The sequence below is a fragment of the Methanoculleus receptaculi genome (genome assembly GCF_033472595.1).
GTDB classification, from domain to species: domain Archaea; phylum Halobacteriota; class Methanomicrobia; order Methanomicrobiales; family Methanoculleaceae; genus Methanoculleus; species Methanoculleus receptaculi.
The window spans coordinates 1,923,415-1,938,634 of the sequence record NZ_CP137642.1; the positions used below are offsets into that span (position 1 = coordinate 1,923,415).

The following is a 15,220-nucleotide window of genomic DNA, read 5'->3' on the forward strand; positions in this document are numbered from 1 at the left end:
CTTGAGAGGATCCTTTGCATTTATTGCCTTAATAACTGCACTCCTGCATACGAGCGTCCGCCCTGGATGCATGCATCACAGTAGTCTTCCTGGAGACGTTTGCGGAGCAGTTTCCAGCCGTTTACACGGGGGATCTCATCGACAAAGATGACACGGCGGGGGACCTTGTATCCCGCAAGACGCTCCCGGGCAAAGGCGATGATATCCTCGGGGGTAACCCCGTTTCCGGCGGGGATCACCACGGCTACCGGGACCTCGCCTCGGTGCTCGTCAGGACACCCGAAGACCGCAGCGTCGCGGACGCCGTGGTGCTGAAGAAGGACATCCTCCACCTCGGTCGGGTAGACCTTCCAGCCGGACATGACGATCATGTCCTTCTTGCGGTCGGTGAGATATAGCATCCCGTTCTCGTCCAGGTGGCCTATGTCGCCCGTCAGGAACCAGCCGTCGGGAAGAAAGACATCGGCGGTCTCCGCCGGCATCTGCCAGTAGCCAAGCGCCACAGCCGGTCCCCGGAGGGCTATCTCGCCATCCTCGCCGGCTCGAAGTTCTCGCGCGGAGTCGTTTGCATCGACTATCTTCACCTCCGAGAACCCGACCGGGGTACCGACGCTCCGGAACTCGTCGGCGGTCGCGTAGTGTTCAGGGCGGATGGCGGTTCCTGTACCGACGACGATCGTCTCAGAGAGGCCGTAAGCGTTGACGATCGGGATCCTGAAACGTTCGTGGAAGGGTTTCCATATAGCAGGTGTCAGAGGTCCGCCGCCGCTGATCATCGCCCTGACTGTGGTAAGCGCCTCCTCCGTCCCTGGCGGTGTCTGGAGGAGGGAGTGGATTACAGGGGGCATACCGGCGACGATCGTCGCACGGTATTTCCGGGCTAGTTCAATGTAGCGGTCGAGATCGAACCGTTCCATGACGATATAGGTTGCACCGGCCCGGAGGGCGGATATGCCCCAGCTGATCCCGACGTGCCCCATCGGGTATATCCCCAGGTAGGCGTCCCGGTCTGTGAGGCCGAGGACGTCCCGCTCGGCGTCCATTGCGGCGATCCAGTTGCCGTGGGTGAGCATGGCGCCTTTGGGTCTCCCCGTAGTCCCGGAGGTATACTGAATCTGGCAGAGGTCGTCAAATCGGCAGTTGACGGCGCGAAGTCCCGGTGGCGACACGAGGAGTTCAGACCAGGGGGTTGCAGCCCCCGCCTCCTCCCCACCGACCGCGATGATGTGCCGGAGTCCTGGCACATGCTCCCTGATGCGGCCGACAACTGCCATACCATCGACGTCGGTGATGACCGCAGCGGCGCCGGCGTCACGAAGAGCGTAGAGCAACTCGTTCTCCCGGTAGACCCGGTTCGTGGGGACTGCAACTGCACCGATGCGCCAGAGGGCCAGATAACTCAGCAGGTACTCGGTTGAGGTGTCGAGGTAGATACAGACCCGTTCCCCGGGGGTGATACCGAGGCCCTGGAACCCGCGCCCTACCCTGGAGACCAGATCAAGGAGTTCGGCGCGGGTGTAACCCTCCCCTGTTGAGGGGACGATGAGAGCAACCCTTGAGGGGCTGGAGGCGTTGGCGTCGAGGAATGTGGTGCAGTTCGGCATGAGAGAACTCCTTGTGACATGTATGCACTTCAGTGCATATAATTGTTCATGGTAGTGGCAGGACGAGTTGACCCCGGTTTTCGGAATTCGTCTGAGATCCAAAAGATCTTCGACATGGAGACTTAGATCCAGAAATCTTTCGGATCGGGGTTGTATCGGCCGAATAAGAGAGAATATCCCATGAAATCTAATTCAGCCGATCATACGGGGATAACCTCGCTCGATCATCTCGAGCCGGGATGCCGCTCCCGGATCATAGGCATCCGTGCCTTTGGTTCTCTCAGGAAGCGTATGCTTGCCATGGGCATGGTTCCGGGGGCCGAGGTGGACGTGATCCGGGCCGCACCTCTCGGTGACCCTGTAGAATACCGGGTGAAAGGCTACTGCCTCTCGCTGCGGCGTGCCGAAGCGGGTCTGGTCGAGGTCGCCCTGGAGGGGCAATGATGGAGAGCGTCTGCCCGCTGGTGTTCCTGGCTCCGGGAACTGTGGCGAGGGTCGCCGGGTTCAGGGCCGGCAAAGGGCTGCAGACCCGTCTCTTCGGGATGGGTTTCTGCCCGGATGTCCGGGTAAAGGTCGTCTCTGCGGATCGGGGTTTCAGTCATCGTCTCGGTTGGCGGTGCCCGTGGAGAAGAAGACCGGCCGGCTCAGCCGCAACGGGTATGATATCGAGGTAGTAGACCTCCCCGGAACCTACAGCCTTACGGCCTACTCTGCGGATGAGATCATCGCCAGGGATTTCATCCTCGAAGGAAATCCGGACGTCGTCGTCCAGGTCGTTGATGCGACAAACATGGAGCGGAACCTCTACCTGACGCTCCAGGTTGCCGAACTCGGGGTGCCGATGGTCATCGCCCTGAACCTGGTCGATCTTGCCAGGGCGCAGGGTGACGAGATAGACCATGAGAGGCTTTCTGCGTCCCTGGGGATCCCGATCTTCTACGACCCCGGGACCGGGAAGCCCGCGGTCCTCTGGGAGTCCTGGACACAGCCCCGGCCCAACCGTTACGACGGCCCGGTCGCCATCCTTGTAAGCCCATACACAATCCGGAACGGGCGCGATTGTCTCGTGGTACGGGACGAATGGGGCATTTGGCATCGAGTCGATCGGCCCGACGCTCCCTCTCGGGAGCATCGCTCGATGAAAGCGGCCGGATCCAGGTGGACAGCAACGCACCCCGCATCGGCGGGGTGGCGCCGACGGTGCGGGTGCCACTCGACAGGGATACTCTGGCGCGGGCGATGGCCGGGGAGGACGTCCACCTCGCTTACGCGGTTGACTGGCTCAAAGCTGAGGCAATGACCGGGAGCGCGGAGCACTCCCCCCTTCCCACGCAGAAAGCAACGGCAGCCTGGGTGGTCCCGCTCGCGGCGCTTGCGTTCATCGTGGTTCGGCACGGCCGGCGATGAGGGGATAGGAGGCCTTCTCCTTTTCCGGCTTCCGCTGGAACGGGACCGCTCACGCTACAAAAAGGAGTTTTCCGGGTGCCGGGACACCCCTATTGGTATTCGAGCGGCTGGGTCTCTTTCGGCAGCCCGCCCTTGAAGTGATGCTGGATCTTCTGGTAATACTCTCGCACCCGCTCGTTCATCGTCGCATGCACACTCTCCCGTGCCCGATCAAAGTGCGTCTGGCTCACTACCGTAGCGCCTTCCCGCATGGCAAGCATTGCCGCTTCCCGTGCGAGCGCCTCGAGATCTGAGCCGACAAAACCCTCGGTGTCGGCCGCCACCCTCATGACGAGGTGTGAACGCACCGGGTCATCGAGGGTTATCTTCTCGCGGGAGAAGAGTTCGACAATTTTCTTTCGCCGGAGATAAGGCTTGAGACCTTCTTTGCCGTCCGGCGTGATCGCAGCAAGGTGCTCCCTTATCTCATCGAGACTCACCTGCCGGTTTGCTCCGATAGCGAGAACCAGGTCTTCGAGATCGCTCTCGGAGAAACCTCCGGTCATCTCAACAAGTTCATGCATGGTCGAACCCTCGATCGGCATGTAACGGGTATGGATGCTGAGGATCTTCTCCCTGTCCTCCCGCCCTGGTTCGCCGATGTAGACGAGCCGGTCGAACCGCCCAGGTCGCAGCAGTGCCGGATCGACCATATCAGGGCGGTTTGTCGCCCCCATAACCACCACGCCCCGCAGTTCCTCGAGCCCATCGATCTCGGTGAGGATCTGGTTCAAAACGCTCTCCGTGACATGCGACTCGGTGCCGCCGCCACGGGCAGGAGTGAGGGCATCAAGTTCGTCAAAGAAGATTATGGACGGTGCCACCTGCCGGGCCTTCTTGAAGACCTCACGAACCGCCCGTTCGCTCTCGCCGACCCATTTGGAGAGGAGCTGGGGACCCTTTATCGGTACAAAGTTTGCCCCGCTCTCACTGGCGACTGCCTTTGCAATGAGGGTCTTTCCCGTCCCCGGTGGGCCGTAGAGGAGGACGCCCTTTGGAGGCTCTATACCCAGATTCTCAAACTGCTCCCGCCGGGTCAGGGGATACTCCACCGCCTCACGGACATCCCGTTTCGCCTCCTCCAGCCCGCCGACATCCTCCCAGGAGACGTGCGGGACCTCGAGGAGAATCTCCCGCATGGCGCTTGGCCCCACCTCGCGAAGGGCCTCACGGAAGTCCCTGGCCTGCACCTCCATCATCTCCAGGATCTCCACCGGGATCTCGTCTGTCTCCAGGTCGATCTCGGGGAGGTAGCGGCGCAACGCCTTTATAGCGGCCTCACGCGCCAGGGCGGCAAGGTCCGCCCCGACAAACCCATGAGTCTGCCTGGCGATCTCTTCGATCAGAACGTCATCTGCAAGCGGCATGCCGCGTGTGTGTATCTGGAGCACCTGGGATCGATCGTCTTCAGATGGCACACCGATCTCGATCTCGCGATCAAACCGCCCGGGGCGGCGGAGGGCGGGGTCGATGGCATCGATCCGGTTTGTGGCCCCTATCACCACGACCTGTCCCCGCTCTTCAAGCCCGTCCATCATCGTTAGGAGCTGGGCAACAACGCGCCGCTCAACCTCTCCGGTCACCTCCTCGCGCCGGGGGGCGATCGAGTCGAGTTCGTCGATAAAGATGATCGCAGGAGCATGCTGCCGTGCGTCCTCAAAGACCTCACGGAGCCTCTGCTCGCTCTCACCGTAATACTTCGAGATCACCTCGGGGCCTGCAATCGAGATGAAGTGTGCTCCGCTCTCGCTTGCAACAGCCTTTGCAATGAGGGTCTTTCCGGTGCCGGGCGGACCGTAGAGGAGGACGCCTTTTGGAGGCTCGATACCAAGCTTGCGAAAGATCTCCGGATGGCGCATAGGGAGCTCAATCGTCTCGCGAACGCGCTGCAACTCATCTTTCAGGCCGCCGATATCCTCGTAGCTGATCCTCCTGACACCCTCAAAACCGGCCGCAGGCTTCTCTGAGAACTCGATCTTTGTGTTCCTGGTGATTATCACGGCGTTCTCCGGCTCGACCACCACCGCCTTGAAAGCGACAATTTGAGGCTGCATGAATGGCAGCCCCACCTGGATAGGCACGGAATCATCCCTGACGACCGGGAAGTCGATCAGCCTGTTGACGACGCTGCCGTAGTTGATGGGGAGGTGCTTGGGGAGGTCTTCGGGAGGAGCAAGCACAACCCGTTTAGCCTCGATCTCCTCATCGAGTGTTCGCACCCTGACACGGTCGCCTATGCTCGCGCCGGCGTTTAACCGGGTGAAGTTATCGATCCTGACTTTGCCCTGGTGCCAGTCGTTCACCATGGCGCGCCAGACCTTCGCTACGGTGCGCCGTTTTCCTTCGATGGCGACAAGGTCTCCAGGGTTGAGCCGGAGGTGCAGCATGGTATCGGGGTCAAGCCGTGCCTTGCCTGCCCCCTGATCCTCCGGGTAAGCGCTATCTACCTTCAAGTATATCTCGGGCATTACCTCTAGTTCTTATATTTCGGGAATTTATAGGTACTGGAGTCGCATGAACGTAGTTCTCTTCGATCCGTTCAACGGAGCCGCAGGCGATATGGTAATCGGATCCCTCCTCGACCTCGGGGCCGATGAAGAGGCTGTCCGGACAGCCATGCGCTCCGTCGTCGGGGAGCCGACAATCGAACGGGTAGGCCGCTGTGGTATCCGGGCGGTGCAGGTGATGACGCATGCCACCGCGCAGCACCGCACCCTGGATGAGGTGCTCGACCGCCTGGCAGGGAGCGACGCCCCGAAAGAGGCGCTGGAGATGGCACGAAAAGTCTTTCTCCGGATACACCGGGCGGAGGAGAGCATCCACGGGGCGGGAGCGCATTTCCACGAGGTGGGTGCAGACGATGCCATAGCCGACGTGGTGGGGGCGTGCACCGCTCTACACAGCCTGGCCCCGGATGGCGTCGCTGTCCTGCCCCTGGCGCTCGGCCGCGGTTTTTCGGTTGGAGCTCACGGTATCTTCCCCATCCCCGCCCCGGCTACGGTGGCGATCCTTGCCGAATCTCGTCTGCAGATGGTTCCCGGGGGCGAAGAACGGGAACTCTGCACCCCAACGGGAGCCGCGCTCCTCTCCGAGTTCTCGACGATCCGGCCGGACGAACTGGGCCCGGCGAGTATCAGGGCGGTCGGCTATGGCGCGGGCAGCAGAAACCCGGCGGAAAGACCTAACGTCCTCCGGGCGATGCTCCTTGAAACGGAGGAAGATAACAGAGGGTCCGACCAGATCGATATACTGGAGACAAACGTGGACGACGTGACGGGGGAGATGCTCACCTACACCCTGGGCCGCCTGATGGAGGAGGGGGCACGGGATGCAACCGCCATACCCGTGTTGATGAAGAAAGGGCGCAGCGGCCATATCGTCAGGGTGATCTCCCCGCCGGCGGCCACAGACCATCTCACGGCGGTGATGGCACGGGAACTCGGGACACTCGGGATACGCTGCCTCCCGATGGTTCACCGTGCAGTTGCTGAACGGACGATCGAGAGCGTTAAGGTGAGGTTTGGGGGGCAGGAGTGGTGGATCGATGTGAAGTGCGGATGGTCGGAAGGCAGGATCACGTCCATAAAGGCGGAGTATGAGCAGGTGGCACGGTGCGCACGGGAGACGGGACTTCCTTTCAGGGAGATTGCCACAAGGGCGGAGGCAACCGCCCGCCGCCTCTTCATCGAGCAGGGTGTGCTCGACCCATGAAAACTGAGCGGGTCAGCACCGGGAACCAGGCCCTTGACGGCCTCCTCGGCGGCGGGCTGGAGCGTGGCGCCATCACCCAGATCTACGGCGAACCGGCAAGCGGGAAGAGCGTCTTCTGCCTGATGGCGACGGTGGCCACCCTTAAGGCAGGGAACTCGGTCGTCTACATCGACACCGAGGGGTTCTCGGTGGAGCGGTTTTCGCAGATCGCTGGCGGGGATGCAGGTGAACTCGCGGAACGGCTGTACCTCTTTGAACCGCTTGATTTCACCCAGCAGGGAGCGATGATCGCCGATACCGAGGCGCTGCTCAAGAAGGCCGGGAAGGCCCCGGTGGACCTGGTGGTGATGGACTCGGCGACCGCCCTCTACCGGATGGAGCTTGACCTTGGACGGGAGGCGTTGCGGAAACTCTCGCACCACATGATAAAACTCCTCGGGCTTGCAAGGAAGTACGAGATCCCCGTGCTGATCACAAACCAGATCTACATGGACGTGGAACGCGACCGTGTGGCCGGTCTTGGGGGGACGGCGCTTGAACACCTCTCGAAGGCCATAGTTCGGCTTGAAAGGAGAGAGAGTGTCCGGCGGGCGGTTCTTCTGAAACACCGGTCCCGACCGGAAGGACTCTCGTTCGATTTTGCTATCACCGGCGAGGGAATCAGAACGTTATAACGCCCGAAAAAACTGTCTCCGCCGGGCCTTCCATTGTAACAGTCTCACCAAACCGGATCACGAGCGGGCCGCCTCTCGTCTCCACCTGCACCGTATCCCCGACAAGGCCAAGACGACGGCCAACCGCCGCTGAGGCGGTGGCGCCGGTGCCGCAGCTCGCGGTCTCGCACTCAACGCCGCGCTCAAAAGTCCTGATCCGGATCTTATCGAACGCGACTTTCTCGGCAAAGTTGACGTTTGCACCCTCCGGGAATGTGGGGTGGTGCCGGATTGGTGGGGCGAAGATCTCGATCTCTACAGAGTCGATATCGTCGACAAAGATAACAGCGTGCGGAACACCGATGTTTGCGGCATAAACGGTAAACCCGCAGATCTCCTCACGGTAATCCCCTCTCCCCGTGGCGGGGATTGCGCTGCGCTCAAAAGCCGGTTCTGGCATGGAGATAGTCGCGCTGAACTCGTCATCCGCATAACCCATCCTCACCGGTACACCCCCGGCCCCGGTCTCTACTGTGCAGGGCTCTCTGACATAACCGGCGTCGTAGGCGTATTTTGCGAGACAGCGGATGCCGTTTCCGCACATGGCGGCCTCGCTCTTGTCGGGCTGAAAGAGTCTCATCCGGATATCCGCTTTATCAGACGGCTGGAGGTAGAGGACGCCGTCAGCACCGATGCCAAACCGGCGGTCGCAGTAGAGAGCTGCAAAAGTTCCTTTCATCTCTTCGGGGATTATCTCCTGATCGAATTCATCGATCAGGATGAAGTCGTTGCCGTTTCCATGCAGTTTGGTGAACGTGATCTCCATGGTGTACCCTCTTCTGTAATCATTTGGAGCAGCGGGTGATAAACCGTGTTGCCTGCTGGAATGCAACACCCAGAACCACGACAAAGAGAGGCCAGGGCCGAGATTCGAACCCGGGTCGAGGGATCCACAGTCCCTTAGGATAACCAGCTACCCCACCCTGGCAAAGTACTCATGATAGTTGGAAGTCGGGTTTGATTAAGGTATCCCTCCCCCTGTAGACGTCTTCCGCGCCTCTCGAACGGTAACTTCTTCCTCTCTCCACTCACCACCACAAGTTAATAGTGTCCATGCTCTATAACGTACCAGTATCAGGCATCTGTTGACGCCCAATTGTCAGCAGAACCAATCCAGATCCTGGCGTGGTTCTGGAGGGTTCGAGGTCAATGTCACAGGCTTTTCGGGTTAATTTGTCCACACAATATACTGCAGGTGATTATCATGGCTAACCAATCAGCGATCAGAACGCCCATCGTCTGCGTGATGGGGCACGTGGATCACGGCAAAACGTCCCTCCTTGACAGGATCCGGGGCTCATCCGTGGTATCCACCGAAGAAGGTGCAATTACGCAGCATATCGGCGCCACTCTCGTTCCAATCGATGCAATAATACGCATGAGCGGGGCGCTGAGCAGGGTCAACATCAACGTTCCGGGCCTCCTCTTCATAGATACCCCGGGGCATCATGCCTTCACCACGCTGCGTGCGCGCGGTGGAGCGCTCGCCGATATGGCGATCGTGGTCGTGGACATCAACGAGGGGTTCCGCCCTCAGACGATCGAGGCGCTCCAGATCCTTCGCAACTACAGGACGCCTTTTGTGATCGCGGCAAACAAGATCGACCGCATACACGGCTGGCGCGTCCATGAGGGGCAGCCATTTTTAAAGACGTTTGCACAACAGAACGAGCGTGTCCAGGGGGTGCTCGAGACACGGGTCTACGAACTTGTCGGCAAACTCTCCGACCTCGGTTTCAACTCCGAGCGTTTCGACCGGGTCTCGGACTTCGCGCGGAACATCTGCATCGTCCCCACAAGTGCCCTCACTGGCGAGGGTATTCCGGACATCCTGATGATGCTGATAGGGCTTGCCCAGCGCTACATGACCGGGAGCCTCAGGGTCACCGCCGATGGCCCCGGCGCCGGCACGGTGCTTGAGGTGACGGAAGAGCGCGGGCTCGGGATGACACTCGATGTTATCCTCTACGACGGCACGCTCAGGGTCGGAGACGATATCGTCGTCGCAGGAAACGACCAGATCGTCGAGACAAAAGTGCGTTCACTCTTAAAACCCCGGCCGATGAGCGATATACTGGTCGAAGAGCGGTTCGAGCGGGTCAGATCTGTCACCGCAGCGGCGGGTATAAAGGTCGCCGCCCCGAAGCTCGCCGATGTAATAGCGGGTTCCCCACTCCGTGTCGTCCGGGGCGGGAACCGGGACGAGGTGATCGAACAGGTCCGCCACGAGGTCCAGGATATCCAGGTGAAACTCTCGGATACAGGTGTCATCATACGGGCAGACACCATCGGGGCCCTTGAAGCTCTATCAAAAGAACTCGATAGCCACCAGATCCAGGTTATGCGGGCAGCCGTTGGCCCGGTCACCCGCCATGACGTCATTGAGGCCGGGACTATCAGGGATCCCCTCTACAGCGCGATCATAGCCTTCAGCACCCCGGTCCTGCCGGACGCGATCGACGCTCTGGCAGACACGTCGATGTCCCATGTCAGCATATTTGAGGGTGGGGTTATCTACCAGCTGATCGACGACTACATCGAGTGGCGGGAGGAGAAGAAACAGGAACTCGAACGGCAGAGGTTTGAGAAGGTGATCATGCCTGCCAGGATCCGGATCCTTCCAAATTGCATCTTCCGGCAGAGCAACCCGGCGGTGGTGGGTGTCCGTGTCCTCGGCGGGAAACTCCAGAGCGGGGTTGACCTTGTCCTGCCAGAGGGGAAGAAGGTGGGCCGGATCAAACAGATCCAGGAGAGGAACGAGACCATCCAGGAAGCTGAGGCGGGTAAAGAGGTGGCGATCTCGATCGATGGGCCAACAGTCGGCCGCCAGATCAATGTCGATGACGAACTCTACGTTGATATACCTGAACGGCATGTGAAGGTGATCGAGCGCGAGATGCTAGATAACCTGCGCCCTGACCTCCGCGAGACCCTGGAGGAGTTCACCGCTATCAAACGCCGGGAAAACCCTTTCTGGGGGAAGTGAAACCACTTCGTGAGTTTCAGCCCGCGCAGAGGTAGTCTTTTAATACCATATTCTCAAAGTGTATAGGTAGTTTTGAAGGAGTCGTCAAGATGGCAGAGTTCAAAATAGTTCTATCCGACCGGGAGACCGGGCGTTCATACAAGATCGATGCGACCGGTCCCGCCGCAGGGGCACTCATAGGCAGGCGCATAGGTGAGGAGATCGAGGGTGGTGTTCTCGGTTTTGCAGGCTACAGGATCCGGATCACCGGCGCCTCCGATCGAACAGGTATTCCCGCGCGCCGCGACCTTCCAGGGCCGGCACGCAGAAGGCTCCTCCTATCCAGGGGTGTCGGGTTCCACCCCGTGAGAGAGGGTGAGCGCCGGAGGAAATCAGTGCGCGGCAACGAGATCAGTGCTGATATCGTCCAGGTCAACGCCGTTGTGACACAGCGCGGTTCAAAGCCCCTGGATGAATACTTCAACCGTCCGGAAGCGGCAGCCGAGTAAACGAAATCCCTATTTTCTGGTCTACCGGCAGTATCCGGGCTCTTCTGAGAATATCAAGCAGCACGGCAGGGCCACGGCCCCATACATCATGGCGGTGTTATCCGTATTCCTGCGATGGTGGCAGGGAGTTGGCCATCCAGGCGATATCGCCTTCAGCGACGCCCCCGCTGCGGGACTCTCCGGAGAGCACCAGCCATGACCCCCATGAACTCTTCGGGACGGTTTAAGAACGCAACCAAACGGGGCTGCCCGACGAGATCGTAAAGCCCGCATCCTCTCCTGATCCCGATCTCCGGAACCTCAACCGGGTCGCAGCAGCGCACCGGCGGAGCGTCTGGATAGCGAGGGTTCTTCACCAGCGCCCCCCCTTCCATCTCGTAGTAGGCTGCACCACGCTTTTCAATGTAGGGGCCGTAATCGCTGGAAAAATCCGAGGAAACCAGGTTTGCCATAACGAGTTCCTCCCTCCCGGGGTTTATGGTCACGTGGCCGTAGCCTGGCGGGATCAGGACCTTCTCGCCGATGGAGGCCTCGATCATCACAACGTCATCGGCAGTGCATGTCTGGAGGAGGTAGTGTCCCCTGCCTTTGAGAACCTCGTAGACCTCAGGATAATACTCCCCTGCAGCGTTCCGGGGGTGGTAGTGCCCCTTCGTCTTGACATACTCCCCGCAGAGAACGCGAGCCGGGATGACGGTGATGTCGTAGCGGATATGGTGCTGCCGGAGCCACTCCCGGTCACTCCTGCTCCTGGCGAGATCCCGATACATAAAATAGAGGGGTTGATCAGAGGTGCAGTCGGGATCTGCAAGCACATCCCGCATATCCTCGATCGTCCTTACCTGCGGCTCCGGTATTGGTCCGTCCCAGCAGCCGTTCATCAGTGTTTCTTACGGTACACGAGTATATAATACCCTGCCCCGATGATAACAGCCAGAACGACGATGATGAAGATGGGGTTTGTGAAGAAAGCACCCTGTCTGCGCTCGAGCACAACCTCCACCTTTATGGTGTCGGATATCTTGCTGTTGTCGAGTGCATCGCGGTAACGGATCTCAGAATCGATCCCATACTCCTTCTCGGTGGCATCGGTATCGACGTTCACCTCAAACCGTGCCGTTGCAGTCTCGCCGGGAGCGAGGTCGCCGAGGTAAGCGGTGTCATCGCTGCTCGTGAATGGGTCGACAGCACTGATACGGGCCTGAGCGCTGTAGACCGGCGCCGCCCCGACGTTCTTATACACGACCTCGAGGACGCTCTTCTGACCCAGGTAGAGGGTTGTGGGCGGTGAGACCACCTCAAAGTCGATCTTGCCGCCGACCGGAAGCCCCACCGTCACCGCCTTTGATGTCACCGTCTCACCTTCGTAGTTCTCATAGGTTACCGCAACATCCAGTGGGTAGGACTGCTCTTCGGCGGTGTTGGCAACCGAGACCTTGAACTTCACGTCAACCGTTTCTCCCGGTTCAAACGTCCCTATGTAGGCGCTGCCGTCGGTGGGGATGAGGGGGCTTGTTCCGCTTCTCGCGATCTTTACGATGGCATTCTCGCCAATATCGTGCCCGACGTTCTTTATGGTCATGTAGACGTAGCCCTCGGTGCCGACGTTCAGCGATTCGGTGCGCACGTCAAGAACCTCGACCCTGAGGTCAGGGGTGACACGAACCTCTAGTGGCAGGGTCACGGTCTTCTCGATGTAGTTGTAGCGGAGTAAATCGGTGTAATCATCCATCGTCTCCATGTAGGTGTAGGTCACATCAAGCGGCAGCGTGTATGTGCCGGGTTTTGCCGAGTCCGCTACCTTCATGTTGAATGTGGCGATCACAGATGAACCGCCCCTGATGTCGCCCACAAACTGCGGGTCTGTCTTGACGGTGAACGGCGCATCTCCACTCTTCAGCGCCACGGTGGCCAGTTTTGCTGTGTTCGGCTGGTCATCTGGAGGCATCGACGGGACGGCGATCTTGACGGTATTCAGGCCGCTGTTGGATATGGTGACCGTGACCGCGGTCTCGTCCCCGGGTGCAAACTCGTTTGTGCCGGCGATCGATGCAGAGAGATCGGGGCTCCCGTAGAGGTACTTGACGCCCTGCGCCGAGCCGGGCGCAACGGCCAGGAGTGCCAGCAGGAGCACCAGGAGAGGTATGTAGTTCAAACGCATCTCTTCACCCTGTTGTTGTTATGTTAACAACAACATTTATTGCCAAACTGTATATATACATGATGGAATGACGGCTTCCCGGGAAGTTCCTGCCCCCCTGATCGAGTCGCTGAAATCCCTGGGTCTTACGAAGTACGAAGCCCTGGTTTATATAGGTCTTCTGAGGGTTGCGGACGCGACGGCAACGGAGGTTCACGAGATCTCCGGTGTGCCGCGCGCATCCGTCTACCCGGTTCTCGACCACCTTGTCCAGAAAGAACTGGTCATAGTCTCCCACACGATGCCAAAGCGCTTCGACGCTGTCCCCCCTGCGCAGGGTATCGAGAACCTTATGCGCAAGATCAGGAGCGATGCGGAGAGCGCACGGGAGGCCCTTGAGGTCTTCTACCGGGAAAAAGAACTGATAGACCGGGGTGCCCGGGAGCTGATCTGGACGATCTACGGCGAGGAGAATATCAAGACCCGGCTTGCGGATATCTTCCGCAGCGCGGAAAAAAGCGTGGAGGTGCTTGCGACCCGGCATCTCCTGCGCGAGACTCTCCTCCCCCTGCTTGAATCCCTTCCAGACGCGGTGGAGGTTGAGATCATCACCGCCCGCTGGGAGGGTGAGATGCCGCCGCGGTTCAGGCTCCGTCTCCTGCCTCTGGCAAGTTCTCCGGGGAAACTGCTGCCCTACGAGAGGTCAGGCGTCTTCCTGGTGGATGACGCCCGCGCGCTGGTCTGGGTGGGAGAGGTTGACGGCCAGCCGTCTGCTCTCTACTCGGAGTCGGGGGGGCTTCTCCTCTTTGTGCAGCGGCATATCAACACGGTCAAGGAATGGGCAATGACGGTGGTCAATAATCAGCCAGGTAACCCATCTTCTGTATATCGATCAACCCCTTGAGCGCCCGGGTCACCACAGGCTTTCCTGCTTCCCTGAGCGCCGCCATGGTGTTCGTGCCCCCGACGAATGCCACGCCCAGGTACTGCGGACTCACAGGGACACCGAGCAGCGGGAGATTTGGAGCGCCGAGATCCAGGATGCCGGAGAAACCGTATCCGGATAGTTCGTCGAGCACCGTCTCCAGGAGGTGCTCGGCCTCCATATGGCATTCCCGGATGTTTGCAAGGATGTTTCCAGTCCCGTGCCGCATTACATCCAGGATCGACGTTATCTCCTGGGATATCAGGACCTCCAGGGGATCGAGCGTGGTATCGCGGTAGAGGATCATGCTTGTGAACCGGCGGGGTGTCCTCCCTTCGATCTCGACTGTCCCGCCCCCGATGGGGTTGAGCGGAATCCCCCGCTGGATGAGGAGGGCATCAAAGGTGATGCTGCAGATCGTGCATATGGCGTTTCGACCTTCAGCCACGGTGTAGCCGTCAACCTGCTCTCCCGGACCGGCGATGAGCAGCCTGTCGCTGATGGTGATGCCCTGCCGGTGCGCCTCCTTCATGATGGAGATTGTGAACTCGAGGTCTCGGCTCTCGATAACCGAGAGGTTGTAGATCACCTTCCCCGCATTCTCCTCCGGGCGGTAGGTTACCTTGAACGCGTATTCCTCGATGCTGTGGTTGGTAAACTTCAGGGGAGCATGCATTACCAGACTTCTGCCGCAGCAGGGGAAAAAGGGTTGCCTTCAGGATCAGGTGAACCTCATTCGGGCTGCAGGCTTCTTTTCGGCCCTCGATCCGATTCATCACCTCACGGCAGCCAGGCTGCATTCTGGGAGTTCGCCGTCAACGTTGAGGAGGACGATGCTCTCAACTCCCTGCAGGTTTTCGAGATTGGCCATCGGCCCTTCACGTACCGCTGTCGTTATCTCTGCACCCCCGCCCTCACCTTCGAGGCCGTCAAACCAGTTTGATCATGGTTTGATGCTCAATAATCACCGCGCTGAAACATCTTTTGTTACTGAGCAACCGCCACTGAGAGGGGGGCGAGCAGTCTGTGGCGATTGACCCGATGGCCGTGTCCATGGATGGATATGGGATTTCAAGGGATTACCAGGTGAGACCGTGAAGAGAGGGTCTCCTCACGGATACTGTATCTATGGAGAACCGCCACGCGGGGAGGGGGAAGGCGGAGACGGGGCTCCCCCTCCCCTGTCTCTATGTACCCTGGAACGGCG

Annotated in this window: 13 protein-coding genes, 1 tRNA gene and 1 pseudogene; 8 read left to right on the forward strand and 7 right to left on the reverse strand. The window is 59.7% G+C overall.

Annotated elements, in window-relative coordinates; translation table 11 throughout:
* Positions 1–20 precede the first annotated feature (20 nt).
* Positions 21–1,604, reverse strand: coding sequence for a class I adenylate-forming enzyme family protein (locus R6Y96_RS10070; protein WP_318621308.1), 1,584 nt, complete (start codon positions 1,602–1,604; stop codon positions 21–23).
* Positions 1,605–1,784: 180 nt separating this feature from the next.
* Between R6Y96_RS10070 and R6Y96_RS10075 the strand changes: the two genes are divergently transcribed.
* From R6Y96_RS10075 to R6Y96_RS10085, 3 genes and pseudogenes are all read left to right on the forward strand, one after another.
* Positions 1,785–2,048 (forward strand): FeoA family protein, encoded by a 264-nt coding sequence (locus tag R6Y96_RS10075; protein ID WP_318621310.1) that lies wholly within the window; start codon positions 1,785–1,787, stop codon positions 2,046–2,048.
* Positions 2,048–2,173 (forward strand): annotated as a pseudogene (locus R6Y96_RS10440) (FeoA domain-containing protein); the annotation flags it as partial. The gene R6Y96_RS10075 and the pseudogene R6Y96_RS10440, both read left to right, overlap by 1 nt.
* On the forward strand, positions 2,155–2,904 hold the full coding sequence (locus tag R6Y96_RS10085; protein WP_404810339.1) for a FeoB small GTPase domain-containing protein: 750 nt from the start codon (positions 2,155–2,157) through the stop codon (positions 2,902–2,904). The pseudogene R6Y96_RS10440 and the gene R6Y96_RS10085, both read left to right, overlap by 19 nt.
* Before the next feature lie 196 nt (positions 2,905–3,100).
* On the opposite strand, the gene R6Y96_RS10090 is transcribed toward R6Y96_RS10085, so the two are convergent.
* Positions 3,101–5,518 (reverse strand): CDC48 family AAA ATPase, encoded by a 2,418-nt coding sequence (locus R6Y96_RS10090; RefSeq protein ID WP_318621314.1) that lies wholly within the window; start codon positions 5,516–5,518, stop codon positions 3,101–3,103.
* Positions 5,519–5,564: 46 nt separating this feature from the next.
* Between R6Y96_RS10090 and larC the strand changes: the two genes are divergently transcribed.
* Both larC and radB read left to right on the forward strand, forming a co-directional pair.
* A complete protein-coding gene (gene larC / locus R6Y96_RS10095; RefSeq protein WP_318621316.1) occupies positions 5,565–6,761 on the forward strand; it encodes a nickel pincer cofactor biosynthesis protein LarC in 1,197 nt (398 codons plus the stop codon).
* Positions 6,758–7,435, forward strand: coding sequence for a DNA repair and recombination protein RadB (gene radB / locus R6Y96_RS10100; protein WP_318621318.1), 678 nt, complete (start codon positions 6,758–6,760; stop codon positions 7,433–7,435). Before larC ends, radB begins: the two co-directional genes overlap by 4 nt.
* On the opposite strand, the gene dapF is transcribed toward radB, so the two are convergent.
* Positions 7,422–8,240, reverse strand: a complete 819-nt coding sequence (dapF, locus tag R6Y96_RS10105) for a diaminopimelate epimerase (RefSeq protein WP_318621320.1) — start codon at positions 8,238–8,240, stop codon at positions 7,422–7,424. The two genes, radB and dapF, sit on opposite strands and share 14 nt — an antisense overlap.
* 89 nt (positions 8,241–8,329) lie before the next feature.
* A tRNA-His gene (locus R6Y96_RS10110) sits at positions 8,330–8,402 on the reverse strand.
* Positions 8,403–8,678: 276 nt separating this feature from the next.
* Between R6Y96_RS10110 and infB the strand changes: the two genes are divergently transcribed.
* The gene (infB, locus tag R6Y96_RS10115; RefSeq protein WP_318621321.1) at positions 8,679–10,460 is read left to right on the forward strand and encodes a translation initiation factor IF-2; all 1,782 of its coding nucleotides are present in this window, start codon (positions 8,679–8,681) and stop codon (positions 10,458–10,460) included.
* A gap of 89 nt (positions 10,461–10,549) precedes the next feature.
* Positions 10,550–10,948: a 30S ribosomal protein S6e gene (locus tag R6Y96_RS10120; RefSeq protein WP_318621322.1), complete on the forward strand. Its 399-nt coding sequence runs from the start codon at positions 10,550–10,552 to the stop codon at positions 10,946–10,948.
* Positions 10,949–11,100: 152 nt separating this feature from the next.
* Here the strand turns inward: R6Y96_RS10120 and R6Y96_RS10125 are convergent, their stop codons facing one another.
* Both R6Y96_RS10125 and R6Y96_RS10130 read right to left on the reverse strand, forming a co-directional pair.
* A complete protein-coding gene (locus R6Y96_RS10125) occupies positions 11,101–11,829 on the reverse strand; it encodes a glucose-6-phosphate isomerase family protein (protein WP_318621323.1) in 729 nt (242 codons plus the stop codon).
* A complete protein-coding gene (locus tag R6Y96_RS10130) occupies positions 11,829–13,109 on the reverse strand; it encodes a COG1361 S-layer family protein (RefSeq protein ID WP_318621325.1) in 1,281 nt (426 codons plus the stop codon). Before R6Y96_RS10130 ends, R6Y96_RS10125 begins: the two co-directional genes overlap by 1 nt.
* A 67-nt stretch (positions 13,110–13,176) precedes the next feature.
* On the opposite strand from R6Y96_RS10130, the gene R6Y96_RS10135 reads away from it, so the two are divergent.
* A complete protein-coding gene (locus tag R6Y96_RS10135; protein ID WP_318621327.1) occupies positions 13,177–13,992 on the forward strand; it encodes a TrmB family transcriptional regulator in 816 nt (271 codons plus the stop codon).
* Here R6Y96_RS10135 and R6Y96_RS10140 read toward each other — a convergent pair.
* Entirely contained in the window at positions 13,943–14,689 is a 747-nt protein-coding gene (locus R6Y96_RS10140) for a DUF128 domain-containing protein (RefSeq protein WP_318621328.1), read from the reverse strand. The two genes, R6Y96_RS10135 and R6Y96_RS10140, sit on opposite strands and share 50 nt — an antisense overlap.
* Positions 14,690–15,220 lie beyond the last annotated feature (531 nt).